Source organism: Stenotrophomonas sp. STEN031 (genome assembly GCF_056759975.1).
In genome coordinates this window covers 1-20,724 of record NZ_JBRREA010000011.1, presented here as the reverse complement: position 1 = coordinate 20,724, position 20,724 = coordinate 1, and the positions used below count along the sequence as shown (strand labels likewise).

The 20,724-nt window shown below is 63.6% G+C and carries 23 protein-coding genes; 13 read left to right on the top strand and 10 right to left on the bottom strand.

Going from position 1 to position 20,724, the window contains the following annotated elements:
• Positions 1–280: 280 nt before the first annotated feature.
• The 4 genes from ACVOLQ_RS07240 to ACVOLQ_RS07225 form a co-directional block, all read right to left on the bottom strand.
• Positions 281–2,551: a thiamine pyrophosphate-dependent enzyme gene (locus ACVOLQ_RS07240; protein WP_481527524.1), complete on the bottom strand. Its 2,271-nt coding sequence runs from the start codon at positions 2,549–2,551 to the stop codon at positions 281–283.
• 59 nt (positions 2,552–2,610) lie between these two features.
• Complete coding sequence (locus tag ACVOLQ_RS07235; protein ID WP_481527523.1) at positions 2,611–3,234, bottom strand: glutathione S-transferase family protein; 624 nt, start codon at positions 3,232–3,234, stop codon at positions 2,611–2,613.
• A 95-nt stretch (positions 3,235–3,329) separates the two neighbouring features.
• The gene (locus ACVOLQ_RS07230; RefSeq protein ID WP_313494871.1) at positions 3,330–3,866 is read right to left on the bottom strand and encodes a GNAT family N-acetyltransferase; all 537 of its coding nucleotides are present in this window, start codon (positions 3,864–3,866) and stop codon (positions 3,330–3,332) included.
• Between the two features lie 279 nt (positions 3,867–4,145).
• Positions 4,146–4,979 carry a glycine zipper 2TM domain-containing protein gene (locus tag ACVOLQ_RS07225; RefSeq protein ID WP_481527522.1) on the bottom strand — a complete coding sequence of 278 codons (834 nt, stop codon included), beginning with the start codon at positions 4,977–4,979 and terminating at the stop codon, positions 4,146–4,148.
• Between the two features lie 177 nt (positions 4,980–5,156).
• Here ACVOLQ_RS07225 and ACVOLQ_RS07220 point away from each other — a divergent pair, with 177 nt between their 5' ends.
• Together ACVOLQ_RS07220 and ACVOLQ_RS07215 are read left to right on the top strand one after the other, a co-directional pair.
• Positions 5,157–5,378 carry a DUF6116 family protein gene (locus ACVOLQ_RS07220; protein WP_481527595.1) on the top strand — a complete coding sequence of 74 codons (222 nt, stop codon included), beginning with the start codon at positions 5,157–5,159 and terminating at the stop codon, positions 5,376–5,378.
• Positions 5,379–5,381: 3 nt separating this feature from the next.
• Complete coding sequence (locus tag ACVOLQ_RS07215) at positions 5,382–6,143, top strand: TatD family hydrolase (RefSeq protein WP_313170095.1); 762 nt, start codon at positions 5,382–5,384, stop codon at positions 6,141–6,143.
• A gap of 128 nt (positions 6,144–6,271) precedes the next feature.
• Here the strand turns inward: ACVOLQ_RS07215 and ACVOLQ_RS07210 are convergent, their stop codons facing one another.
• Positions 6,272–7,063 carry a tRNA threonylcarbamoyladenosine dehydratase gene (locus ACVOLQ_RS07210; RefSeq protein WP_313170093.1) on the bottom strand — a complete coding sequence of 264 codons (792 nt, stop codon included), beginning with the start codon at positions 7,061–7,063 and terminating at the stop codon, positions 6,272–6,274.
• Between the two features lie 129 nt (positions 7,064–7,192).
• On the opposite strand from ACVOLQ_RS07210, the gene ACVOLQ_RS07205 reads away from it, so the two are divergent.
• Positions 7,193–7,630, top strand: coding sequence for a cytochrome c (locus ACVOLQ_RS07205; RefSeq protein ID WP_481527521.1), 438 nt, complete (start codon positions 7,193–7,195; stop codon positions 7,628–7,630).
• Positions 7,631–7,741: 111 nt separating this feature from the next.
• Positions 7,742–8,239 carry a glycine zipper 2TM domain-containing protein gene (locus ACVOLQ_RS07200; RefSeq protein WP_313170090.1) on the top strand — a complete coding sequence of 166 codons (498 nt, stop codon included), beginning with the start codon at positions 7,742–7,744 and terminating at the stop codon, positions 8,237–8,239.
• Positions 8,240–8,312: 73 nt separating this feature from the next.
• Here the strand turns inward: ACVOLQ_RS07200 and ACVOLQ_RS07195 are convergent, their stop codons facing one another.
• Positions 8,313–8,522: a cold-shock protein gene (locus ACVOLQ_RS07195; RefSeq protein WP_282271583.1), complete on the bottom strand. Its 210-nt coding sequence runs from the start codon at positions 8,520–8,522 to the stop codon at positions 8,313–8,315.
• A gap of 233 nt (positions 8,523–8,755) precedes the next feature.
• Here ACVOLQ_RS07195 and ACVOLQ_RS07190 point away from each other — a divergent pair, with 233 nt between their 5' ends.
• The 3 genes from ACVOLQ_RS07190 to arsC all read left to right on the top strand — a co-directional run bounded on the left by ACVOLQ_RS07190 (position 8,756) and on the right by arsC (position 10,857).
• Positions 8,756–9,241: a DUF456 domain-containing protein gene (locus tag ACVOLQ_RS07190; RefSeq protein ID WP_313494866.1), complete on the top strand. Its 486-nt coding sequence runs from the start codon at positions 8,756–8,758 to the stop codon at positions 9,239–9,241.
• Positions 9,242–9,363: 122 nt separating this feature from the next.
• Positions 9,364–10,503 carry a phospholipase A gene (locus ACVOLQ_RS07185; RefSeq protein ID WP_313170087.1) on the top strand — a complete coding sequence of 380 codons (1,140 nt, stop codon included), beginning with the start codon at positions 9,364–9,366 and terminating at the stop codon, positions 10,501–10,503.
• Positions 10,504–10,506: 3 nt separating this feature from the next.
• Positions 10,507–10,857 carry an arsenate reductase (glutaredoxin) gene (gene arsC, locus ACVOLQ_RS07180; RefSeq protein ID WP_313170086.1) on the top strand — a complete coding sequence of 117 codons (351 nt, stop codon included), beginning with the start codon at positions 10,507–10,509 and terminating at the stop codon, positions 10,855–10,857.
• 48 nt (positions 10,858–10,905) lie between these two features.
• Here the strand turns inward: arsC and ACVOLQ_RS07175 are convergent, their stop codons facing one another.
• Complete coding sequence (locus tag ACVOLQ_RS07175; protein WP_481527520.1) at positions 10,906–11,439, bottom strand: DsbA family protein; 534 nt, start codon at positions 11,437–11,439, stop codon at positions 10,906–10,908.
• A gap of 187 nt (positions 11,440–11,626) precedes the next feature.
• On the opposite strand from ACVOLQ_RS07175, the gene ACVOLQ_RS07170 reads away from it, so the two are divergent.
• A complete protein-coding gene (locus ACVOLQ_RS07170; RefSeq protein ID WP_313494861.1) occupies positions 11,627–12,736 on the top strand; it encodes a sterol desaturase family protein in 1,110 nt (369 codons plus the stop codon).
• A gap of 85 nt (positions 12,737–12,821) precedes the next feature.
• Here the strand turns inward: ACVOLQ_RS07170 and ACVOLQ_RS07165 are convergent, their stop codons facing one another.
• From ACVOLQ_RS07165 to ACVOLQ_RS07155, 3 genes are all read right to left on the bottom strand, one after another.
• Positions 12,822–13,457 (bottom strand): glutathione S-transferase family protein, encoded by a 636-nt coding sequence (locus ACVOLQ_RS07165; RefSeq protein ID WP_481527519.1) that lies wholly within the window; start codon positions 13,455–13,457, stop codon positions 12,822–12,824.
• Between the two features lie 297 nt (positions 13,458–13,754).
• Positions 13,755–14,075 carry a hypothetical protein gene (locus tag ACVOLQ_RS07160; RefSeq protein WP_481527518.1) on the bottom strand — a complete coding sequence of 107 codons (321 nt, stop codon included), beginning with the start codon at positions 14,073–14,075 and terminating at the stop codon, positions 13,755–13,757.
• A 74-nt stretch (positions 14,076–14,149) separates the two neighbouring features.
• Positions 14,150–15,667 (bottom strand): fumarate hydratase, encoded by a 1,518-nt coding sequence (locus tag ACVOLQ_RS07155; RefSeq protein ID WP_312371282.1) that lies wholly within the window; start codon positions 15,665–15,667, stop codon positions 14,150–14,152.
• 232 nt (positions 15,668–15,899) lie between these two features.
• On the opposite strand from ACVOLQ_RS07155, the gene sigJ reads away from it, so the two are divergent.
• The 5 genes from sigJ (at position 15,900) to ACVOLQ_RS07130 (ending at position 20,597) form a co-directional block, all read left to right on the top strand.
• Entirely contained in the window at positions 15,900–16,796 is an 897-nt protein-coding gene (gene sigJ, locus ACVOLQ_RS07150) for an RNA polymerase sigma factor SigJ (protein WP_481527517.1), read from the top strand.
• A gap of 36 nt (positions 16,797–16,832) precedes the next feature.
• Positions 16,833–17,282: a carboxymuconolactone decarboxylase family protein gene (locus tag ACVOLQ_RS07145; RefSeq protein ID WP_481527516.1), complete on the top strand. Its 450-nt coding sequence runs from the start codon at positions 16,833–16,835 to the stop codon at positions 17,280–17,282.
• 75 nt (positions 17,283–17,357) lie between these two features.
• A complete protein-coding gene (locus ACVOLQ_RS07140) occupies positions 17,358–18,002 on the top strand; it encodes a trimeric intracellular cation channel family protein (RefSeq protein ID WP_062166083.1) in 645 nt (214 codons plus the stop codon).
• A gap of 347 nt (positions 18,003–18,349) precedes the next feature.
• Entirely contained in the window at positions 18,350–18,667 is a 318-nt protein-coding gene (locus tag ACVOLQ_RS07135; protein ID WP_481527515.1) for a BON domain-containing protein, read from the top strand.
• A gap of 70 nt (positions 18,668–18,737) precedes the next feature.
• Positions 18,738–20,597, top strand: a complete 1,860-nt coding sequence (locus tag ACVOLQ_RS07130; protein WP_481527514.1) for an ABC transporter ATP-binding protein — start codon at positions 18,738–18,740, stop codon at positions 20,595–20,597.
• Positions 20,598–20,724 lie beyond the last annotated feature (127 nt).

Below are 20,724 nucleotides of genomic sequence, written 5' to 3'. Positions count from 1 at the left end.
AAAACAGAACCCCGCTTCGGCGGGGTTTTGTTTGCCTGCAAGATGGCGATGGTTTCGGCAGTTTTGTGGGAGCGGCGTAAGCCGCGAAGCTGGCAGCCTTTGAAGGCCCAAAAGCCAACCCCTCCCCAACCCCTCCCCTTGCCTGCGCCAAAGGGAGGGAGCAGTGCTGCAGGAGCGGCGTCAGCCGCGAAGCCACAGATCAGTCAGGTCGCAGGTGCTGGTGATTTCAGCATTGCCAGCTTCGCGGTTTACACCGCTCCCACAAAGAAACGCTAGCGGCTCACGCCAACTCCGCCGCCGCTGCCACCACATCGGCATCACTGGGTAACACCAGCAAGGCCGCACCAGCCAACGGTGTATAGGTATCCACACCGGTCACTCGGCGCAACGGCACCTGCCCATGGCCGGCTTCGACCAGGGCGGTGATCACGCCCTCGCCCACGCCGGCGCTCTGGCGGCCTTCGTCGAGCACGATGATGCGCTTCGCGCCCCTGGCCTGCTCAGCGATATAGCCGGCATTGAGCGGCACCAGCCAGCGCAGATCCACCACCCGCACCTTCCATCCGTGCTGCTGCTCGATGGTCCTAGCAGCACGCAGCGCCATCGGCACGCCATTGCCGTAGCTGATGATCAACAGATCATCATTGCCTTCGCCGTAAACCCTGCCCTCGCCCAGCGTCAGCGCCTGATCCGGCGCCGGATACGGGAACAGCCATTGCCCGTCACCTGCGGCATGCAGATCCTTGGTCATGTACAGCGCGATCGGCTCCAGGAACACGCAGACCCGACCATCAACCTTTGCCAGCGCAGCAAGCGTACGCAGCATCTCTGCGGCATCATCACCACGCGATGGGCAACCAACCACCAGTCCCGGGATGTCGCGGATGGCAGCGATCGAGTTGTCGTTATGGAAGTGGCCACCAAAGCCCTTCTGATAACCGAGCCCGGCGATGCGGATCAGCATCGGGTTGCGGTACTGGTCATTGGAGAAGAACTGCAGTGAACAGGCCTCGCCACGCACCTGGTCGGCGGCATTGTGCAGGTAGGCCAGGTACTGGATTTCCGGCAGCGGCAACATGCCCATGTTGGCGAAGCCCTGGGCCATGCCCAGGATCATGGTCTCGTCGAGCAGGGTATTGAACACGCGGCGCGGACCGAAAGCCTTCTGCAGACCCTTGGTTACCGTGTAAACGCCGCCCTTCTGCGCCACGTCCTCACCAAACAACAAGGTCTCGGGGTACTTGGCGAACAGATCGTGCAGGGCCTGGTTGATCTGCACTGCCAGATGCTTGCCTGGCTGATTCTCGGGCAGACCGGCCTCGCTGCCGAACACCTGCAGGCGTCGCTCGCTGTAATCCGCGCGCGTCGCCTCGGCCTGCACCTTGTCTGGTGTGTACGGCGCCAGCGGCGCGATCACATCCTGCAGCGCGGTCAGGCGTGGGCGTTTGTCGGCATCTTCGGCCGCAGCGAAACAACGCTGGCGGGTGTGTTCGTACAGGGCCAGCACTTCAGCCTTGTCCATCAGCCCGGATTCCACCGCCACCTGCGCCGAACGCAGCAGAGGATCGCCAGCCTCCACCGCGCACAATTCTTCCAATGCGCGCCATTCAATCTCGAAGTCGGTGCCGGCATGGCCCATCAGCCGGGTGGTGCGCAGGTGCAGGAAGGTCGGTCGCCGTGTACGCCGGCAATGCTCAACCGCGCGCTGTACGTCGGCGTAACCGTTGACCAGATCCAGACCGTCGGCATGGAAGTAGTCCAGCCCCGGGCGATGCCGGAAGCTCTCGGCGATCCAGCCTTCCGGGGTCTTCACCGAGATGCCGATGCCATTGTCTTCGCAGACGAACAGCACCGGCGCCGGCAGCTTCTGGAAGCTGCTCCAGGCCGCTGCATTGAACGCGGTCTGGGCGGTGGCGTGATTGGCCGAGGCATCGCCGAACGAACAGATGGTGATGCTGTCATCGGGAATCGGCAGGCCCTGCCCCAGTCGTTTGCCCGCTTCGATGGCCATCGCCGTGCCCAGCGCCTTGGGCAGGTGCGAAGCGATGGTCGAAGTCTGCGGCAGCACCCACAACGGCTTGCTGCCCCACACTTTATGGCGGCCACCGCTGGCCGGATCGTCCTTGCTGGCGGCAAAGGACAGCGCCGAGTCCATCACCGGATCCATGCCCGGCAACTTGCGGAAACGCTCGGCCATGAAGCCGCCGGAACGGTAGTGCAGGAAAGCCGGATCAGTGTGCCGGGCGGCACGCGCCACCATTGCGTTGCCTTCATGGCCGGACGAACCAATCGTGTAGAAGACCTTGTTCTGCACGCGCAGCACGCGCGCCATCAGGTCCAGGTGACGACTGATCAACTGCGATTCAAACAGCTCGCGGAAACCTTGGGCATCCAAGGCGCTACCGGGCAGGATCGGCGCGGCCGGCTGCGGACCTTGAGCCGGGCCCGGCGCCAGCGCGCTGACGAATTCAATGAAGTTGGTATCGCAGATTTCAGCGCGGTTCAGGCCCTTCATGCGGGCCGGGATGGGATTCGGTACACGAGCAAACATGCAGACAGGCTCCACAGCAAACAAGTGAGACGACGGAATCAAGCATCAAATGAGATTGTTCAGCCCGCGAGTATCGGCATGAAACCCGGCTGGGCCTGTACCGCCTGCAGCCAGCGTTGGATTGCCGGATACGGCGACAGGCCAATGCCACCGTCTTCGGCAACTGCGGTATAGGCGAACAGTGCAATATCGGCCACGCCATAGTCCGGGCCGGTGAACCAGGGATTATCCTGCAGGTGGCGCTCCATCACCGCCAGCGCAGCATGGCCCCGCTCGCGCAGACGCGGCAGGTCATCACGACGCGGCGAATCCGGCGGCGTCCAGATACTGATGAAACGTGCAACGGCGATGTAGGGCTCATGGCTGTACTGTTCGAAGAACATCCACGACAAGGCCTGCGCCCGCTGCCAGCCATCAGTGGGCAGGTACGGCGTGCCTTCAGCCAGCCAGAACAGGATCGCATTGGATTCGACCAGCACCCGACCATCGGAGCGCTGCACCAGTGGCACTTTTCCGTTGGGGTTGAGCGCGAGGAATTCCGGGGTGCGGGTCTGGCCTTCGGCGCTGTTCACCTCGACCCAATCGTAACGCGTGCCCAACTGTTCCAGCAGCAGCCGCACCTTGTGGCAGTTGCCCGACGAGGACATGCCGTAGACCCGCAACCCAGCACCCGAAACACTCACTGATCCGCTCCCCGCTACCGAATGGCAGACGACAGCCTCCATCTGACCGGATCACAGGCACCGCGGTAAAGCTGCGACCGCAGCAAAGTGCGCCCTCAGCGGTGTGATATCCACTGCTGCCTGGATTGCCCCCACACATCCACCTCGATATCGGCAGGCGCTGGCAACCGCGCCTGTCGCAGCAGGCTTGAGCCCAGCTTGCGCGCCACCGCCACCGAGTTGGTATTGGCCGGTTCGATGGTGTGGATCACTTCCTGCCAACCGAGCGTATCGAACGCCCAGTCGATGCTTGCCCGTGCGGCCTCCGGTGCATAGCCGCGACCCCAGAACTCCGAGGCGATGCTCCAGCCCACTTCCGTGCCAGGCCATCCATGCGGCTGCCAGGGCCCGACCCTGCCTATCCAGCGCCCGCTGCTTTTTTCAATCACCGAGAACATCGAATAGCCCAGCAGCTGCCAACTGCCGGTCAGTGCCGCCAGGCTGCGCCATGCAACCGATGGCACCTGTACGCCGCCAAGATGTTGCATGGTGCGCGGATCGGCGCAGAACGCAGCGAAGGCATCGAAATCCTCGGCAGCCGGTGGACGCAGCAGCAGTCGTTCGGTTTCCAGCCGGAGCTCGAACACACTCATCACGGTTCCTGTGTGCGGTGAACAAGGACGCCGAGCTTGCGCCGGCCAGCCCAACTGGTCAAACGGACGCTGCCTTGCTGGCGCCCGTTTGTGGGAGCGGCGTAAGCCGCGAAGTTGACACTGTTCGCTCCCTGAAGTGGTTTTCGCGCCACCCGATCATGTGTGGGCTTCGCGGCTTACGCCGCTCCCAAAAAACAATAAAAAATCCGATGCCAGAGATCTGGCATCGGATTACGGTGACTCAACAGCTGAAACAAGCAGCTTTACAGCTTGCGATGGTTACTGTCGGCTGTCCGCCGGCGCCATCGCCGCTGTCTGCGTCACCAACTGGCCATTGATGACCGGCAGACGATCACTTGCGGGGCGGTCCTGCATGCGCACGGTTTTCTCCGCACCTTCGTAACGGTACGTCACGTCGTAGCCAACGGTCTGGTTGGCATTACCCAGCGACACACGCTCGCCCGGGCGGCTGTCCATGCGCATCGTGCCGGTGCTGCCATCGGGCTTGCGGTAGCTGACGTTGTAGCCAGTGATTCGGCTGGACTCGGCAGTGCGCTGCTCGGTATGGCACTGGCGCTCGGTGCGGTTGACCACGCGACCACCAACGTGACGCTTGTCGACCTGGTTGCCGATCACGCCACCGGCCACGGCACCTGCAGCGGTTGCCGCCTTCTTGCCATTGCCGCCGCCGATCTGGTTGCCCAGCAGGCCACCAATCACCGCGCCAGCGACGGTGCCGCCGACGTTGCCATCACGCTCGGGCAGGCGCTCCTGTACCACCACATCCTCGCAGACTTCATGCGGGGTGCTGGTGGTGGAGGTTTCACGGATCGGCTCGCTGCCGGTGACCGTGCCATAGACGCGCTCCTTCTGCGTGACCGGTGCCACCTTGAGCACGTCGGCATATTGCAGCTGCGGCTCGGCCGGGTTCTCCACCTTGCCCGTAACAGCCGCATCGTCCACCAGCGGCGAGCTGTCCAGTACCGGACGGGTCCCCTCCACCAGCGGCGCGGTGCTGGCCTTGTCGCGGCCCTGCATGAAGGCGGCGGTGGCGATGCCACCTACCAGCAACGCGCCGGCGGCAACCAAAACGGTCGTGGTTGTGCTCTTCATGATCTGTCTCCGTGCGGTTGGCCGCGTCTGTGTTGAGAGGATTCCAGCATGGGCAAGCTGAACAGAGGCCAGTATTTCTGTCCTCACCCTATCGAAAACATTCAACTCGTCGCAATATTCAGCACGCCGGCCCTGATCCCTGGGGGCAAGCTGAACCCCTCTTCATCTGGATACGCCATGTCGAGCATGATGTTGTCGTCGTTTCTGGAATGGGCACGCAAGCTGCGCTACCCCACCCTGTTCAAGCTGACCGGTGCGCTGTTCGTCATCAGCATGCTGCTGCCCGATCCGATTCCGTTTGTCGATGAGATCCTGTTTGGCCTAAGTACGTTGTTGCTGGCCAATTGGAAGCGCCGCAAGGACCCGGTCGAGCCGCCGATTCTGCCGGGCAAGCGCTGAGCCGTGCAGCTGGTCGACAGCCACTGCCATCTGGATGCCGCGGAATTCGACATCGACCGGGAGGCGGTGGTCGCCCGCGCCGGCGCTGCCGGCGTGGGCATGCAGATCGTGCCGGCGGTGACCGCGGCCAGCTGGCCCAAGCTGCGCGAGGTGTGCGCAACCGGCGCTGGACTGCATGCGGCTTACGGTCTGCACCCGATGTTCCTGCCGGAGCACCGCCCCGAGCACCTGCAGCAACTGCGCGATTGGGTGGAGCGCGAAAAGCCTTGCGCCATTGGGGAATGCGGGCTGGATTTCTTTGTCGACAATCTCGAGCCGGCAGCACAGCGCATGTACTTCCAGGGCCAACTTGAGGTCGCGCGGGACTTCCAGCTACCGCTGATCGTGCATGCGCGCCGTGCCTTGGATGAAGTAATTCTGCGCATCCGCCGGGTTGGCGGACTCAAGGGCGTAGTGCACAGTTTTTCCGGCAGTCCAGAGCAGGCACGGCAGCTCTGGGAGCTTGGATTCATGATCGGCCTGGGTGGCCCCATTACCTATACACGCGCCAATCGTTTGCGCGGGCTGGTGACGCAGATGCCACTGGAGTTCCTGCTGCTGGAAACCGACGCACCGGATCAGCCGGATGCCGGCATCCGCGGCCAGCGCAACGAGCCTTCGCGGCTGCGGCAGATCCTCGACACCGTTGCGGAACTGCGCCAGCAACCGGCGGCGGATATCGCAGCGCAGACCACGGCCAATGCGAGGCGGCTGTTCAATCTTTAGGACAGGCTGTAGGAGCGGCGTAAGCCGCGAAGCCACAGGTCAGCCAGATCACGAACACCTTGGCATTTTCAGCAATGCCAGCTTCGCGGCTGACGCCGCTCCCACAAACCACAGGCGCCCGCCTGCTTTTATGCGCGGTTCTTCAGCAGCATTTCCAGCGCCTTGCCCACTGCAACGAACGCAAATGCGCCGGTAATGTGCGTGGCGGCACCCAGGCCGCCGCCGCAATCCAGCTTCAAGGCCTCATCCGGGCCCAGGTTCGGGCGGATGCCACAGACGCTACCGTCGGCCTGCGGGTACTTCACGTTCTCCAGCGAATACACCGCCGGCACGCCGAAATAGCGCTTTGCGCTTTTGGGGAAATTGAACTCGCTGCGCAACTTCTTGCGGATCAGCGCCATCATCGCGTCGTGCTCGGTACGCGATACGTCACGCACCCGTACCAGGGTTGGATCAGTACGCCCGCCCGCCGCGCCGATGGTGATCATCGGTAGCTTGCGGCGACGGCACCAGGCGATGGTTTCCACCTTGACCCGGAAGCTGTCGCAAGCATCGATCACCAGGTCAAAATCACGGTCCAGCAGCTCGGCCATGTTCGCAGGGGTCAGGAACGACTCCACCGCCTCGACCTCGACGTCCGGATTGATCGCACGGCAACGCTCGGCCATGGCCAGCGCCTTGTTGCGACCGTACTGCCCAGCCATTGCCGGCAGCTGGCGGTTGGTGTTGGAGACGCAGATATCGTCGGCGTCGATCAGGCTCAAATGGCCTACCGCAGAGCGCACCAGCGCCTCCACGATCCACGAGCCCACCCCGCCCATGCCGACCACGGCCACCTTGCAGCCGCTCAGGTGGGTGATGGTGCCTGCCCCGTACAGCCGGTCGATACCGGCAAAACGCTCACGCAATTCTTCTTTCATCAGTCCATTTTACGGCCTGCCCCGGCGTGGCGGCGAGCCGACCCTAACCACGATGACACGGGCTTCGCTTGCGCAGCTGCATAATGCCCGGCAGTCGAACCCTTTTGCCTATAGCCTGGAGCCAACGCAATGTCCGACCCTGCACCCGCCCGCCCCCCGTCCAAAGCCTCGCGCTATCTGTTCGTCCTGCTTGCCGGCCTGTTGATCGGTGTGATCGCGACCGTGATGGGGATGCGCGCCATCCAGGCCCGCCAGGACCACTTCCCGGACAGCCTCATGACCGTCATGGCCAAGCAGACCCAACTGCTGGGCGAGAGCCAGAAGCAGAATCGCTGCAGCGTCAGCGATACCACGCCGCGACTGCAGACCTTGCGTGCATTGGCCAATGACCTGGAGACCGCCTTCCCGGGGCTGCGTGATGACGAGCGCTTCCAGCAGCACGCCAGCCGTTACCGCGCCACGCTGAATGACGCACTGGCCAAGCCACCGGCAGATTGCGCGACATTGGCTGCTGCGGTGCAAAAAATCGGCAGCGACTGCAAGTCATGCCATCAGGACTTCAAGTAAGCAAACTGCGATTTCACACGTGATTGGCCCTCCATTCACATGCAAAACCGCAGGATCTTCGCCGCGGGTCACTCAGCAGTACCCATTTCCAATCTGGCAAGGAGAAACACCATGAAGATCCAACTGATTGCTGCAGGCGCGATTGCCAGTCTGGCGCTGGCCGGTTGCGCCACCTCCCCTGGTTACGGCGGTGGCTACAACAACGGCGGCTACAACAATGGTGGCAATTACGGCAACAACAACGGCTATAACCAGAACCGTTGCACCGACTGCGGCATCGTTACCCGCATCGACACGGTCGCCTCCGGCCGCACCGCGCCCAGCGCTACCGGCGCCATCCTCGGCGGCATCGTCGGCGCAGTGGCCGGCCATGAAATCTCCGACAAGACCGGCGGCAGCAAGGGCAACCAGAACATCGCCGCCGTGGCAGGCGCCGTAGGTGGCGCCATGGCCGGCAACAAGATCCAGCAGAACGTCACCGGCAACTCGTACGACATCCAGGTCCGGATGGACGATGGCCGCGTGATCGTGGTCAACCAGAAGGACCTCGGCGGCATCCGCGAGAACACCTATGTGCGCGTGGTCAATGGCCGCGTGGTCATCCGCTGAGCCCCATATCGGCGCCGCTGACAGCGAAAGGCCCGCTTGCGCGGGCCTTTCTTTTGGCTGCGTGGCCGCCGGATCAGGCCGGTTGTACGGCGTCAGCCTGCAGGCCCTTCTGGCCCTGCACAACGGTAAAGGTGACCTTCTGGCCTTCCTTCAGGCTTTTGAAGCCATCGGTCTGGATGGCGCGGAAGTGCACGAACACGTCCTCACCATTTTCGCGGCTGATGAAGCCGAAGCCCTTGGCGTCGTTGAACCACTTGACGGTACCGGTTTCGCGATCAGACATCTCGACTAACTCCCTGTAACTCTTTCGTTTGATGGTTACGCCCGGTAAGGCGGCTGGTTGCAAGGAGGAAGCGAGGTGCAACGATGCAGCAAATCCTTCGATCTACCCATCAGGCCACGATTCACGGTGACCTTGCCAAGCTCAGCGGCTGCAACTTAACCCGGGCCAAACCAAATTGCAACACTGCGCAACACGTTAAAGTCAACCCCTATTAGACCCCCTTCAGAGCATACATGGACTATTCATTCATCTTCTATCTGGTCGGCGCGCTGCTGGTCCTGGTCGGCATCGCCGGCATCATCCTGCCAGCGCTGCCCGGGGTCCCCCTGGTATTTGCCGGCCTGCTGCTGGCGGCCTGGGGTGACGGCTTCGAACGGGTGGGCTGGGTACCCCTCGTGGTACTGGGGGTCCTGACGATCATTTCCATCATCGTCGACGTGATCTCCACCATCGCCGGGGCCAAGAAGGTGGGAGCCAGCAAACTGGCCTTGATCGGCTCGGCCATCGGTACCGTGGTCGGCCTGTTTTTCATGCCGATCGGCCTGTTCGTAGGCCCATTCCTCGGCGCGCTGGGCGGCGAGTACCTGCACGGCCGCCAGCTCGGCCAAGCCACCAAGGTCGGCTTTGGCACCTGGCTGGGCATCGTCCTGGGCGTGGCCCTCAAGCTGGGCCTGGCGGTCGCCATGGTCGGCGTGTTCGCCATTGCCTGGTTCTTCTGAGCGCCTCCTAACCCCCTCTCGACAGGGGAATCACCGACAATCCCCCTTTGCCACTGCTGCCGGCGTGCAATGCCCGCTTGATTGCCCCGGCCCGGCCACCCCACAGCGACCGGATGGACCCCATGCAAACACCCGCCCTCTCCCACGCCTTGCTGCTCGTCCTGAGCGGTGCCAGCGCCTCCGCGCTTGCCCAGGAAGCGATGCCGACACCCGCCTCGCCACAGGCCTGCTTCGCACTCGAGACCGACGCCATCCGCCTGGCCTGCTATGACAGCGCACTCGGCCGCACCGCCACCGATACCCGCGCCGCCGATGCCGCCGCGGCCGCGGCCCTGGCCGCGCGCAAGGAGGCCAAGGCCACCGCCAAGGAGCTTGACCAACCGTTGCCGCATCGCAATGAACTGTTCGCCCATGACGAGCTGGATTCCGCTGCGGCCAACGCCGGTCGCGGCTCGCTGCTGGATAGCCGCTGGGAACTGGCCAAGGACTCCAAGCTGGGTCTGTTCCAGCTGCGTGCCTACAAGCCGGTCTACCTGCTGCCGGCGTTCTGGAGCAGCAAGCCCAACGAAATGCCGCACTCCCCCAATCCCAACAACACCGTCACCCAGGCCGAGGAACTGGACAGCACCGAGCTGAAGTTCCAGCTCAGCTTCAAGACCAAGGTCGCCGAAAACCTGTTTGGCGACAACGGCGATATCTGGGTCGGCTATACCCAGAGCTCGCGCTGGCAGGCCTATAACAGCGAGCTGTCGCGGCCCTTCCGCGAGACCAACTACGAGCCCGAAGTGATGCTGGCCTTCCGCAACGGCTATTCACTGTTCGGCTGGAATGGACGCATGACCGGCGTCAGCCTCAACCATCAATCCAACGGCCGTAGTGATCCCTTGTCGCGCAGTTGGAACCGGGTGGTGATGAACGTCGGCCTGGACCGTGAGAACTGGGCAATCATGTTGCGCCCCTGGTATCGCATCCCGGAAGGTCGCCGCGACGACAACAACCCGGATATCGAGGACTACATGGGGCGTGGCGATGCCACCCTGGTCTACAACCGCAACGGCCATGAGCTGGCCATCACCGGCCGCCATTCGCTGCGTAGCGGCGACCGTTCGCATGGCTCGCTGCAGATGGATTACGGCTTCCCGATCAACAAGCTGCTGCGCGGCCACGTGCAGGTGTTCGATGGCTACGGAGAGAGCATGATCGACTACAACCATCGCGCCACCTATATCGGCGTTGGCGTCTCCCTGCTGGAGTGGTTCTGAGTCATGAAAGCCACCATCTGGCATAACAACCGCTGCTCCAACTCTCGTGGCGCGCTGGCCTTGTTGCAGGAAGCCGGCATGGAGGTCGAGGTGATCAACTACCTCGACACCCCGCCGTCCGTCGAGCAGCTGCGCGCCGTGCTTGATGCCATGGGCATGCCGGCCCGCGATCTGCTGCGCAGCAAGGAAGCCGCCTACGCAGAGCTCGGGCTGGCCGCCAAACTCGATGACGAGGCAGCGCTGATCGAGGCGATGCATCAGCATCCCAGCTTGATCAATCGCCCCATCGTACGCACTGCCAAGGGCACGGCATTGTGCCGCCCACCGGAAACCGTGCTTGGCCTGATTGGCTGAGCTGCGGTCCTGATGCACCGGCTTGGGCGCCTTGGCGCCGAAGCCGCCTCAGTTGCTTCCGGCGCCGGCCTGGATGATGGCGTCGTAGAGCTCCTCGAAGCTTTGCCTTGGCTGGAACAAGGCGCCGTTGATGAAAAAACCGGGCGTCCCGGTGACGCCGCTGCGCATACCGCTCTCGATATCCCGCTGGATCCGCAACAGGTTGCGGTTCTCGCCCATCGCCGCGGCCAAACCCTCCTCCGGCAACCCGAGCTCGCGCATCAACTCGCGATAGACCAACTCGCCCAACTGCTGCTGGCTGCGGAACAACGCGTCATGCGCTTCCCAGAATTTACCGTGCTCGGCAGCGTATTCCGCGGTGATCGCCGCCGGCAGCGCCTGTGGGTGCGACTGCACCAGCGGGAAATTCCGGAATACCAGGCACAGCCCTTCGCCGAAACGCTGCTGCAAGCGCTTGACCAGCGAGAATGCTTCACCGCAGTACGGGCATTGGTAATCGGCATATTCAACCAGTACCACTGCCGCATCCAGGTTGCCCTGGATGTGATCCAACGCGCTCACCGGAACCGTCAATTCGCTCATACCTACACTCCAGATCATCCCGGCATCGCCGTCCGCCGACCCATGGGCGCACTTGCCGCCTGATGCCTGCAAACCTACCCGCCGCGCCGCGCAAGCTGCGTGAATTGTGCCGATGCCGGCCCCGATACCACTTCCCCCGTTCAGCAGACACGGGCAGAATCGCCAGGTCGAAGACAGGACGTCCGCAATGACCCGCACTCGCCGCTCATTCTTTGCCTATGGCTCCGCACTGCTCGGCGTGCTGAGCCTGCTGGCGGTCGCCTGCTTTCATTTCCCCGAGCTGCTGACCAGCCGCGAGTTCCGCGCGGTCTACAACGAACAGTTTGCCCGCCACCTGCTGCTGGTTGGCCTGGCCGCCGCGTTCATCATGGGCACCGTCGCCATCCTGCGCGATCGCAACAAGCGCATCGCCACACTGGGCGTGGGCAGCGCGACGGTGGCGGTATTGCTGGGCGGCACCAACGTGCAGTTCGATGCCATCGGCCAGACACCTTATTCGCTGGGGCTGGACTGGTTCGTACTGTCGCTGTTCTTCTCGGCGCTGGTGTTCGTGCCGCTGGAGCGCTATCTGGGCAAGCGCGAACTATCGCCGCTGCGTCCCGGCTGGCGCACCGATGTCGCGTACTTCTTCATGAGCCACGTGCTGGTGCAATTCATCCTGATCCTGGTCACCGCTTCCACCTCCACCATCGCGGGGCTGGCCGCGTTCCCCGGACTGAAGGCTGCCATCCAGTCTTTGCCGGTGTGGGCGCAGTTCCTGATCGCTGTTTTTGTCGCCGACATGGCCCAGGCGCTGTTGCACCGCGCCTATCACAACATCCCCTGGCTCTGGCGCTTCCACGCCGTGCACCACTCCAGCCGGCATATGGACTGGCTGGCTGGCTCGCGCGTGCATTTTGTCGAGATCGTACTGACCCGTAGTGCCGTGCTTTTGCCACTGCTGATCCTCGGCTTTTCGACGCCGGCCGTGAATGCCTACGTGATCCTGGTTGGCCTGCAGGCGGTGCTGGCTCACGCCAATCTCGGCATCCGCTTTGGCTGGCTGGAATACCTGCTGGTGCTGCCGCGCTACCACCATTGGCACCACGCCCGACAGCAGGAATACATCGACGTCAATTACGCCATCCACCTGCCACTGGTGGACATGTTGATGGGCACCTTCAAGCTACCGCGCGATCAGGCGCAATGGCCGCAGGAGTATGGCGTGATGAAACTGGAGACGGTGCCGAACGGCATCATCAAACAGCACCTGATGCCATTCCAGGGCGGTCGCAAGTTCGACGACCACGTCGATTGAGCGACCCGAGCGTTTGCTCTTGTAGGAGCGGCGTCAGCCGCGAAGCCACAAATGTCGCCGCTTCATCCTGCATACCACTGCCCACTCACCACCAGTCATCAATCCCCTCACGCCGATACACCTCGGCAAACGCAGGCCGGGCCTTCATCCGCGCCGCATGCGCGGCCAGCACTGGCCAGCTATCGCCCGGACGCGGCATGTTGCGGCTCCAGCGCATCAACATGGTCAACATGAAATCGACGACGCTGAGCTGCTCACCCAGAACGTAGGGGCCATGCGCTGCCAGGTGATCAGCCATCTGCTGCCAGGCGGCTTCCAACTGCGCTCGGGCCCGCTGCTTTACTTCATCCACATTCGACTCACCTGCCGGCTCCTGCGGATAGAACCAGGCACGGTATGCCGGCATCAGGGTGTACACGCAGAAACACATCCAGCGGTAGTAGTCACCGCGTGCAGCCGTGCCTGGTACAGGCGCCAGCGCTGCCTGCGGGTGCAGGTCGGCCAAATGCATGGCAATGGCGGCGGACTCGGTCAGTACCTGCCCATCGATGATCAGTGCGGGTACGCGGCCAGCAGGATTGATCGCAAGGAACTCCGCTGACTTCTGCTCGCCGCGCTCAAAGTCCAGCTGACGCAGCTCGTGCTCAATACCGAGCTCAAGCAAGAGCCAATGCACCACCAACGAAGCAGTGCTTTGTGATCCGTACAGAACAACTGACATGCGCTGAGTTCCCGGCTGGAGAAATTACATTCTAACCAACCAAGACACCTGGCTTGTGGCAGCGGCGTAAGCCGCGAAGCTGGTACGCCCAACGCCGCGGCACCAGCAAAAGCGCAAATCCAAAGCCCCCCTCCCCAGCCCTCCCCTTGCCTGCGGCAAAGGGAGGGAGCAGAAGCCGTGCCGCCTTGCTTTCATGGCAGCGGCGCAGGCCGCGGCGCTGATGATTTGATGACTTCCCGGGAAAGCCTTTGCCGAGCATGGCTCGGCACTACTGGTTCGTCGCAGCTATCGGCTGGTTCAGTTGCAGCTGTTCATGCAACTGTTCAAGCGTTCGCCACATACCGACGCAGCCGACCGGTTCTGGCAGAACGCCTGTGAGGTCTGGCAGGCACCACGCAGTTCCGGGTTGGTGATCTTGTCGCACTGGTTGTTACGGTTTGCTTCGCCGCAGTCGCCGTAGCTGCGAGGGTTGGCGTTGCAGAGCTCGTACGCTTTCTGGCAGTAGCTGACGCAGGCCGCGGGGTCGTTGCGAGGCGCGTCACCCCAGCCTCCACCACTCGCGCAAGCCACCAGCGACGACAACACCACAACAACCAGCATCCACTGGAACCTGCGCATCGGACATTCCCTGGAAACGACGACGGCCCGAGCATAGCCCGGGCCGTCGCGGCATCACCAGTGACAGCGCTCGATTACTCGACGATCACCGGAATCTTGCCGATGCGGGCCTGCCATTCGCGCGGGCCGGTCTTGTGTACCGACTCACCGGTGGAGTCCACCGCCACAGTCACCGGCATGTCCTGCACGGTGAACTCGTAGATCGCTTCCATGCCCAGGTCGGCAAAACCGACCACCTTGGACGCCTTGATCGCCTTGGACACCAGGTAGGCCGAGCCACCGACGGCCATCAGGTAGGCCGACTTGTTGTCACGGATGGCCTCGATCGCGGCCGGGCCACGTTCGGCCTTGCCGACCATGCCCAGCAGGCCGGTCTGTTCCAGGATCTGGCGGGTGAACTTGTCCATGCGGGTCGCCGTGGTCGGGCCGGCCGGGCCCACCACTTCGTCGCGCACCGGATCAACCGGGCCGACGTAATAGATGAAGCGCCCCTTCAGGTCCACCGGCAAGGGCTCACCCTTGTTGAGCATGTCGACCATGCGCTTGTGCGCGGCGTCGCGGCCGGTCAGCAGCTTGCCGTTGAGCAGCAGGGTCTGGCCCGGCTTCCATGCAGCCACTTCTTCCGGCGTGATGGTGTCCAGGTCGACGCGGGTGCCCTTGGAGGCGTCGTAGGTGATCTGCGGCCAGTCTTCCAGCGACGGCGGGTCCAGCATCACCGGGCCACTGCCGTCCAGGGTGAAGTGGGCGTGGCGGGTGGCGGCACAGTTGGGAATCATCGCCACCGGCAGGTTGGCGGCGTGGGTCGGGAAGTCCTTGACCTTGATGTCCAGCACCGTGGTCAGGCCACCCAGGCCCTGCGCGCCGATGCCCAGCGCATTGACCTTCTCGTACAGCTCCAGGCGCAGTTCTTCGGCACGGTTGGAAGCACCGCGGGCCTGCAGATCGGTGATGTCGATCGGCTCCATCAGCGATTCCTTGGCCAGCAGCATCGCCTTCTCGGCGGTGCCGCCAATACCGATGCCGAGCATGCCCGGCGGGCACCAGCCAGCGCCCATGGTCGGCACGGTCTTGAGCACCCAGTCGACGATGGAGTCGGACGGGTTGAGCATGGCGAACTTGCTCTTGGCCTCGGAGCCACCGCCCTTGGCGGCGACGATCACGTCGACCTTGTCACCCGGCACGACCTTGATGTTGACCACACCCGGGGTGTTGTCCTTGGTATTGGTGCGCTTGCCGGCCGGGTCGGCCAGCACCGAGGCTCGCAGCTTGTTGTCCGGGTAGGCGTAGGCGCGGCGGATGCCCTCGTTGGCCATGTCCTCCACGCCCATGGTGGCGTCGTCCCAACGCACGTTCATGCCGATTTCCAGGAACACGGTGACGATGCCGGTGTCCTGGCAGATCGGGCGATGGCCCTCGGCGCACATGCGCGAGTTGATCAGGATCTGCGCAATGGCCTCCTTGGCCGCCGGCGACTCCTCGCGCTCATAGGCAGCGGAAAGATTCTTGATGTAGTCGACCGGGTGGTAGTACGAGATGTACTGCAGTGCGTCGGCGACGGACTGGATGAGGTCTTCCTGCTTGATCGATGTCACGGCTTGCTCGCTTGCTGAAGGCTGGCGGGGGTTCAGCCCACCATTTTACGCCTTGGAGCGGCGCAGTGCTGCCCGCCCTTGGTTGTAGGAGCGGCGTCAGCAGCGAAGCCGGTGAACGGACAGGTCTTCAGCTTCGCGGCTGACGCCGCTCCCACAACCTCAACCACAGCCAGGCTTGGGTTCAGGCAAAGTAGCGCTGTCACGCCAGCCTGCCCCGCGCCGTCCTGCCTTCATGAACCCCGAATCCATCTTCCAGACCAACCGCCCGCGCCTGCTGGCACTGGCCTACCGCATGCTGGGCAGCCGCGCGGATGCCGAGGACGTGCTGCAGGACGCTTGGCTGCGCTGGGCGGGCAGCGACACCGCCGAGATCCGTGATGCGCAGGCTTGGCTGGTCACCGCGACCACGCGACTCAGCCTGGACCGCCTGCGCGCCGCAAAGCGTGAGCGCCAGCATTATGTGGGTCCTTGGCTGCCCGAACCTTTGCAGGTCGAACTGGCCACGGATACCAGCCCCGACCCGGCCCAGCTCCACGCCGTCGCCAATGAAGTCTCCGTCGCCTTCCTGACCCTGCTGGAGCAACTGAGCCCGGACGAGCGCGCCGCTTTCCTGCTGAAAGAAGCCTTCGACCACGACTACCGCCAGATCTGCAGCCTGCTTGGCCACAGCGAGGCCAATTGCCGGCAACTGGTGCGTCGGGCCAAGCAGCGCCTGCAGGCCGGTGCACCACGCTTCCAGCCGGCGCCGGCACAGCATAGGGAGTTGCTGCAGCGCTTCATGGAAGCGGCCCAGCGTGGCGACAGCCCCGCTATCCAGGCCCTGCTGCATGCCAATGCCGCCCAGTTCTCCGACGGTGGCGGCATCGTCACCGCTGCCATCCGCCCACTACGGGGCGCCGAGCGCATCGGCCGCCTGTACTGGGCCATCGCCCGCCGCGGTGCGGCCTTGCCCGCCCAACTTGGCTACGTCAACGGCGAACTGGCAATCCTGCGCTTCGCCGAAGGCAAGCTGGCCTCATTCACCACCATCGAAGTGGTGGATGGGCGCATCGCAGCCCTTTACAGCGTGCTCAATCCAGAAAAGTTGCCCCCACTTGTCACGCACGAAACCACTGCTGCGTCCTTGTAACGAAAGACGGCCATCGTGGCTGTCTGGAGAAACCCGATGTCCGCTACCACCTTCCCCCGCGTGCCCTACACCCGTCTCGCCGCCGATGCCTTCAAGGGCCTGCTGGCCACCAGCAAGGCCGTGCATGACAGTTCCATCGAGCACGAACTGCAGGAGCTGGTGTTCCTGCGCGTCTCGCAGATCAACGGCTGCGGCTACTGCATGGACATGCATGCCACCGCCCTGCGCAAGGCCGGCATTGAACCGCGCAAGCTCGACACCCTGCCAGCCTGGCACGAGAGCCGCTTCTTCGATGAGCGCGAGCGTGCCGCGCTGGGCTGGGCCGAGGCCATGACCCGTTTGCCCGACGGCGCACCGTCTCAGGCAGCCTTCGACGCATTGACCCCACATTTCGACGACAAGGGCATCAGCGACCTGAGCATGGCGGTGGCGGTGATCAACGCCTGGAACCGGCTGGGCGCCAGCCTGCTGCCACCACTGCCCTGAGCCATCAGCCCATGGGGCCATCATTCCGGACCGGGCTGATGGCCGCCGCCGACGCGACAACGCACAATACGGCGCATGGGAACCCTTGTACTGATACTCGACCTTATCGGCACCTTCGTCTTCGCCCTGTCCGGGGCGACGATGGGGGTACGCCGTCGATTGGATATCTTCGGCGTGCTGGTGCTGTCGTTCGCGGCAGCTTTGGCTGGCGGCATCACCCGCGACCTGCTGATCGGCGCTACCCCGGTGGCGGCGATCAGCGATTGGCGCTACCCGGCCATCACCCTGGCTGCAGGCATCGTCACCTTCTTTTGGGCGCCCTTGATCGAGCGCATGCAGTACCCGGTACGCATGTTCGATGCGATGGGCCTGGCTCTATTTGCTGTGGCCGGCACGCAGAAGGCGCTGGCTTATGGCATCGATCCGCCAATGGCGGCCGCCCTGGGCATGTTGACCGGCATCGGCGGCGGCATTGCCCGTGATGTGCTGCTGGCACAGGTGCCGCTGGTGCTGCAGGCCGAGTTGTATGCGGTCGCGGCGTTGGCAGGCGCTGCTGTGGTTGCGGTGGGTTATTGGCTGGGCTTGCCGCCGTTGCCATGCGCCCTGGTTGGTGCAGGACTGTGTTTTGGCCTGCGGATGATGGCGATGCATTTTGGCTGGCATCTGCCGGTGGCGCTGCAGTCATCGGAGCCACCGCCGCCGGAAGGGCCGCGTAGTTGAGGTAAGAGCTTTGGGCTTTGGGCACTTGTCTTCCGCTCTTATGCCGTCATTCCCGCGCAGGCGGGAATCGCTCTTGCCGTTGACCTTGACCTTGCCTGTCGTCCTCGCCAATTGCCAAGGCAGGAGCAGAGCAGGAGCGATTCCCGCCTACGCGGGAATGACGGCGTAACGGCAGAAGCTAGAGCCAGAACCAAAACCAAAGCCAAAGCCAAAGCCAAAGCCAAAGCACCCCTCCCCGGCCCTCCCCTTGCCTTCGGCAAAGGAAGGGGGCGAAGCCAAGCCCCCGGTAACGCCAAACTCACACTGCATCGGCGATCTTGGGAATCCCGCTTCAACAGGACCCCACCATGTCCGCAGAACGCTCCGACACCCTGATCGGCGATGAAGTCGTCCATACCCTTGGCCAGCAGGCCCAGACCTCGCAGGTACTCGCCCAGGTCAAGAATGGCCAGGTGACCTTGTCCGGCGATGTTCCCAGCGCTGAGGTGAAGCACATGGCCGAGGCCCTTGTGGCTGGCATCGAAGGCGTGCTCAAAGTGGTCAGTCACCTCCACGTCGACAGTGGCAAGCGCTCGTTCGGTGCCGCCGGCGAGGCTGTCCGTGACAACCCCGACGGTCGCGACGACGCGCAGATGGGCGATATCGACCTGCGCAAGGACGGCTGAGCATATTGATGCGGCGGGCTGAACGCATTTGCAGGTAACCTGAACCCGCATTTCGCCGCTTGAGCCCCCCATGCCCCACCCCGAACCCGCTCCCGCCAAGAAACCCAGCTTCCGCGAGCGCGTCGATGCGATGCGCAACCTGCCGCCGTTCCTGCGGCAGGTTTGGCAGACCAGCCGCTGGCTGACACTCGCCAGCCTCGGCCTGCGTCTGGTCCGTGCGTTGATGCCGGTCGCGATGCTGTACGTGGGCAAGCTGATCATCGATGAAGCCGTGCGCCTGGCCGGTGCCGGCCCGATGCCACCGCTGGCAGAGGCGTTCTCCAGCGGCCATCTCAACACCCTGCTTGAGCTGCTGTTGTTGGAGTTGGCCATCGCGATCGGCTCGGACCTGCTTGGTCGACTGATCAGCTACGCCGATTCGCTGCTCTCCGAGCTGTTCACCAATGCCACCAGCGTGCGTCTGATGGAACACGCCGCCGAGCTCGATCTGGAAGACTTCGAAGACCCCGACCTGCAGGACAAGCTGGACCGTGCACGCCGCCAGACCATGGGCCGCATGAGCCTGATGAGCCAACTGTTCGGCCAGGTGCAGGACACCATCACCGTCATCAGCTTTGCCGCCGGCCTGATCGTCTACGCACCGTGGTTGATCGTATTGCTCGCGATTGCCCTGATCCCGGCTTTCATCGGCGAATCGCACTTCAACACCCTGGGTTACTCGCTCAACTTCAGCTGGACCCCGGAACGCCGCCAGCTCGACTACCTGCGCCAGGTCGGCGCCAGCGTGGAAACGGCCAAGGAGGTGAAGATATTCAACCTCAACCGTTTCCTGATCGACCGCTACAAGCTGTTGGCCGAACGCTTCTACAAGGCCAACCGCGCGCTGGCGCGCAAGCGCGCGATCTGGGGCACGCTGCTGGCCGCCCTGGGCACACTTGGCTACTACGCTGCCTATGGATACATCGCCTGGCGCACCATCCGCGGTGACTTCAGCATCGGCGACCTGACCTTCCTGTCGGGTAGTTTCCTGCGCCTGCGGCAACTGCTGGAAGGCCTGCTAACCGGCTTCTCGCAGGTCGCCGGGCAGGCGCTGTACCTGGATGACCTGTTCTCGTTCTATGCCATCGAACCGGAGATCCGCTCGCGTCCGGATGCTGTTGCGATACCGCGCCCGATCCGCGAAGGCTTCGTGTTCGAGAATGTTGGCTTCCGCTACCCGGATGCCGAGCGCTGGGCGGTACGCAATCTCAGCTTCCATCTGCAGGCTGGCGAAGTCATTGCGCTGGTCGGCGAAAACGGCGCCGGCAAGACCACTCTGGTCAAGCTGCTGGCACGCCTGTATGACCCGGACGAAGGCCGCATCCTGCTCGATGGCCGCGACCTGCGCGACTATGACCTGGATGACCTGCGCGCCAACATGGGGGTGATCTTCCAGGATTTCGTGCGCTACCACCTGTCTGCCGGCGAGAACATCGGCGTCGGTCTGGTCGAGGCCATGAACGACAAGGAGCGCATCCGCAATGCCGCGCGGCGCGCGCTGGCCGATGAGGTGATCGATGCGTTGCCTGCCGGCTATGAGCAACTGATCGGCCGCCGCTTCAAGACCGGCGTGGATCTGTCCGGCGGCCAGTGGCAGAAGATCGCCATCGCCCGCGCCTATATGCGCGATGCGCAGGTGATGATCCTCGACGAACCGACCGCAGCCCTGGATGCACGCGCCGAGTTCGAGGTATTCCAGCGGTTCAAGGAGCTCTCGGACAACCGCACCGCCGTGCTGATCTCGCATCGCTTCTCATCGGTGCGCATGGCTGATCGCATCCTGGTGCTGGCCGACGGTCGCATCGAAGCCAGCGGTACCCACGAAGAGCTGATGATCGAAGGCGGCCGCTATGCCGAGTTGTTTGAACTGCAGGCCGCCGGATACCGCTGACCGTAGTGCCGAGCCATGCTCGGCAGGGGACTTTCCAGCGAAAAGCCCCCCTCCCCCAAGCCCTTTCCTCGGCCTCGAGCCAAAGGGAGGGCGCGTAGTGCCGAGCCATGCTCGGCAAAGGCTTTAC

Excerpts from the sequence above, each read along its gene's own strand:
- ACVOLQ_RS07165 (WP_481527519.1), bottom strand. The coding sequence starts at position 13,457 with ATGTCAGTTGTTCTGTACGGATCACAAAGCACTGCTTCGTTGGTGGTG.
- sigJ (WP_481527517.1), top strand. The coding sequence starts at position 15,900 with ATGAACCCCGAATCCATCTTCCAGACCAACCGCCCGCGCCTGCTGGCA.
- ACVOLQ_RS07220 (WP_481527595.1), top strand. The coding sequence starts at position 5,157 with ATGTCGAGCATGATGTTGTCGTCGTTTCTGGAATGGGCACGCAAGCTG.
- ACVOLQ_RS07230 (WP_313494871.1), bottom strand. The coding sequence starts at position 3,866 with ATGAGTGTGTTCGAGCTCCGGCTGGAAACCGAACGACTGCTGCTGCGT.
- ACVOLQ_RS07205 (WP_481527521.1), top strand. The coding sequence starts at position 7,193 with ATGTCCGACCCTGCACCCGCCCGCCCCCCGTCCAAAGCCTCGCGCTAT.
- ACVOLQ_RS07175 (WP_481527520.1), bottom strand. The coding sequence starts at position 11,439 with ATGAGCGAATTGACGGTTCCGGTGAGCGCGTTGGATCACATCCAGGGC.
- ACVOLQ_RS07130 (WP_481527514.1), top strand. The coding sequence starts at position 18,738 with ATGCCCCACCCCGAACCCGCTCCCGCCAAGAAACCCAGCTTCCGCGAG.
- ACVOLQ_RS07210 (WP_313170093.1), bottom strand. The coding sequence starts at position 7,063 with ATGAAAGAAGAATTGCGTGAGCGTTTTGCCGGTATCGACCGGCTGTAC.
- ACVOLQ_RS07140 (WP_062166083.1), top strand. The coding sequence starts at position 17,358 with ATGGGAACCCTTGTACTGATACTCGACCTTATCGGCACCTTCGTCTTC.
- ACVOLQ_RS07240 (WP_481527524.1), bottom strand. The coding sequence starts at position 2,551 with ATGTTTGCTCGTGTACCGAATCCCATCCCGGCCCGCATGAAGGGCCTG.
- ACVOLQ_RS07195 (WP_282271583.1), bottom strand. The coding sequence starts at position 8,522 with ATGTCTGATCGCGAAACCGGTACCGTCAAGTGGTTCAACGACGCCAAG.
- ACVOLQ_RS07145 (WP_481527516.1), top strand. The coding sequence starts at position 16,833 with ATGTCCGCTACCACCTTCCCCCGCGTGCCCTACACCCGTCTCGCCGCC.
- ACVOLQ_RS07160 (WP_481527518.1), bottom strand. The coding sequence starts at position 14,075 with ATGCGCAGGTTCCAGTGGATGCTGGTTGTTGTGGTGTTGTCGTCGCTG.
- ACVOLQ_RS07185 (WP_313170087.1), top strand. The coding sequence starts at position 9,364 with ATGCAAACACCCGCCCTCTCCCACGCCTTGCTGCTCGTCCTGAGCGGT.
- ACVOLQ_RS07225 (WP_481527522.1), bottom strand. The coding sequence starts at position 4,979 with ATGAAGAGCACAACCACGACCGTTTTGGTTGCCGCCGGCGCGTTGCTG.
- ACVOLQ_RS07200 (WP_313170090.1), top strand. The coding sequence starts at position 7,742 with ATGAAGATCCAACTGATTGCTGCAGGCGCGATTGCCAGTCTGGCGCTG.
- ACVOLQ_RS07170 (WP_313494861.1), top strand. The coding sequence starts at position 11,627 with ATGACCCGCACTCGCCGCTCATTCTTTGCCTATGGCTCCGCACTGCTC.
- ACVOLQ_RS07135 (WP_481527515.1), top strand. The coding sequence starts at position 18,350 with ATGTCCGCAGAACGCTCCGACACCCTGATCGGCGATGAAGTCGTCCAT.
- arsC (WP_313170086.1), top strand. The coding sequence starts at position 10,507 with ATGAAAGCCACCATCTGGCATAACAACCGCTGCTCCAACTCTCGTGGC.
- ACVOLQ_RS07190 (WP_313494866.1), top strand. The coding sequence starts at position 8,756 with ATGGACTATTCATTCATCTTCTATCTGGTCGGCGCGCTGCTGGTCCTG.